The sequence below is a fragment of the Bradyrhizobium sp. Leo114 genome (assembly GCF_055229415.2).
In genome coordinates, this window is sequence record NZ_JBUYEN020000140.1 from 1 (window position 1) to 2,407 (window position 2,407).

Below are 2,407 nucleotides of genomic sequence, written 5' to 3' on the forward strand. Positions count from 1 at the left end.
ACGTGTTGACCTCTGCACGCTCCGGAAGTTGGCTGAGACGGAGGGCGGCTTCTAATAAGGAATTCCCAGCTCAGGTCAGCCCGCCGCAAGGCGCCTTTCCTCGGAGGCACCTCTTCCCGCACCAGTTCACGGGTAAGCCACTCCAGACGGCATGCGGCTTCGACGGCGCTCTTGCCTTCACAGATAGCCGCCGCAACAGCTTCGATCTGGTGCTCAATCATTTTGCGGAGAGTTTCGGTACAGGACTCGTCACCCATCGTGCAGCACTCCCGTGCGGAACATTGATTATGGAATTTACGAACTTGATTGCGCGTAAACCAAAGCTGATTGAACTCACGACCTAAGCGGCGGGATCAACCCAAATGAAAGCGGTTCTCCAGCTCAAGGTCTAAGATAAGGAGCGCGCGGTGATTCGCGACGGGATGTTTCCGAGATAGCGTTTCACCTTATGTTCAACCGGTTGATTGCTCGCCGGCTTGAGCACGGAGATCGACGACCTCGATATCGGCTCTCCCGTCCCCGCGAGCGCAGCGCCCGCGTGATCGGCAAACAGCCGATGATATTTGTCGACAAGACCTTTCTGCCTTCTCCAGCCGTCGTCGCGTTGCTTGGCCGCGAGGGACCGGTCATCGAGCGTACTTCTTTTGCACGTCGGCCGGCTATCGCTGACTGCCGCAGGCGATCGTCCGGCTCGATATGCATCACGTCGATGCCTTGCGCAGCCGGCGAGTTTCTCCGTCCGCGCGTTGCGGTAAGCGTTGTGAAGTCTCGCCAACACAAACCTGCAGCGATTGCCGGAGTCCGCCACCCGATCTCCGAAAATCAGCGAGAGGGGCATCATGGCAGGGTAATGTCGGAGCACGTGGGTGCGGGCCGCGATGGAAGGCCCGCCGCCAAGCGCGCTGCGGTCGCGCAGCTGCAGGCTGTCATGGAACTGTCGGAACGGCGGGGCCTGCGATCGTCACGGCCGATCCGAAGTCGAGATGGCCGTGAACGTCTCGAAGTCCGGCAAACACTCAACGCACCGGAGGTCCTGCCGAAAAATGTTCATTACGAGCTGGACAGACTCCATTAGCAACCGCAAATCGTGTTCCGCGGTTAGATGCTCATTTCCATCGCCGCCGCGGCCGCACTGTTCGTGCTGTTGCTCTTCCTTTGTTGAGCGGTCCTTCGGCGCGGGTTCCATCCTTGTCATGCCATTGCTGGCCGCAAGCGCGGTGTTCCTCCGTCTGTGGATCACAGCCATTGAGCTCAGCATCACGCGATGCTTGCAACAAGCGAACGTCTACAATCTCGCCAAGCAAAATCCAAGCGGGCACCCGCTCGATTGTGGTCCATCGATTTCGTCTCCCAACATCGGGATCAAGGAGCATGGGTGTCGTTCGAGCGCTTCTAATTGAATAGGGTTGCAATCCGAGGTAAGCGCCATGTAAATCCATCGCGCAGCCGACGCAACGAGATGGATATGCCGAAAGACCGCCGATCGGGCCCCGATTGGAGCAGGCGGCAAGACGAACGTTCATTTGAACATCTCGAGAATTGGCCACGGTGACCGGCTCGAGATTCGAGAAGGTCCGGCGCTACAAGGGCTCTCTCATCAATACCAGCCCACCCCATCAGGATGTGAGGACACGCTGATGCTCATGAACCTGGACATACCTGTCGGTCAAAAACGTAATCCACTTCCGGCCTTTGCCGCCAGAGGCCAATGGCGCGTGTTTCTGGATCGTCTGCACGGCGAAATCACCCTGTTGTCAACATGTTATTTGACGCCCGTCATGCCCATCTCGGGGACAGAACGACCAACGTGTCTCGCACGTCGAAGACGCTCGCCATTTATCTGGCCAATCAAGGTATCCGTACCGCCAACGGGCCGCCGGTGCCGGGCATTCCTTTCCCACATCAACCGGAGAAGTTGACGAGGACGCCGGTCGTCAGCCGGCATGCGACGCCGGAGCGGCTGATCCAGGTCCGGCAAAACTGGTTGCTGACCATGGGCGCCGGTTCGACGACGCAAGCAGCCGGCGCTCCATCACCTTGAAGCTCGATCCCATCTGGGCCTCGCGGTGATAGACGAACAACCGCGGCAGGTAGGGCTCGTGCCCGCCATCCAGGCGCAGCACCTTGATCCAGGTACCGCGCCAAGCATCATGTCGAAATCGTTGTCGCCTACACACGCGAAGAAATTGTGGCGAGACCGCGCGTCGGTTCTATTGCCGCAACCAAAGCTGAACTCTGGATTTAAGACTGCGGTTTGCAGTTGCGGCTCGATCAGGATACCTAGGAGCCTGTCCGAGTATTCCCTGTTCAATTGGGCGGGAGTGTGATCGATTTGGTCCATGAGCAAGTATTTTCGGCCGTGGAAGATTGATCAGCCGCAGTTGCTGCCGCCGAGTGTGCAGGATTT

At 58.5% G+C, this 2,407-nt stretch carries 2 protein-coding genes and 2 pseudogenes; 3 read left to right on the top strand and 1 reads right to left on the bottom strand.

Annotation, left to right across the window (positions count from 1 at the left end):
• From ACZIRK_RS44900 to ACZIRK_RS44910, 3 genes and pseudogenes are all read left to right on the top strand, one after another.
• Positions 1-344, top strand: a 344-nt coding sequence (locus tag ACZIRK_RS44900; protein WP_463703254.1) for a hypothetical protein, incomplete at its 5' end; no start/stop codon positions are given.
• 194 nt (positions 345-538) lie between these two features.
• Positions 539-1,075: a hypothetical protein gene (locus ACZIRK_RS44905; RefSeq protein WP_474419813.1), complete on the top strand. Its 537-nt coding sequence runs from the start codon at positions 539-541 to the stop codon at positions 1,073-1,075.
• Positions 1,076-1,807: 732 nt separating this feature from the next.
• A pseudogene (locus ACZIRK_RS44910) lies at positions 1,808-2,008 on the top strand (kinase/pyrophosphorylase); the annotation flags it as partial.
• Here ACZIRK_RS44910 and ACZIRK_RS44915 read toward each other — a convergent pair.
• Positions 1,971-2,152, bottom strand: a pseudogene (locus ACZIRK_RS44915) (CopD family protein); the annotation flags it as partial. The pseudogenes ACZIRK_RS44910 and ACZIRK_RS44915 sit on opposite strands and share 38 nt — an antisense overlap.
• Between the last annotated feature and the right edge of the window lie 255 nt (positions 2,153-2,407).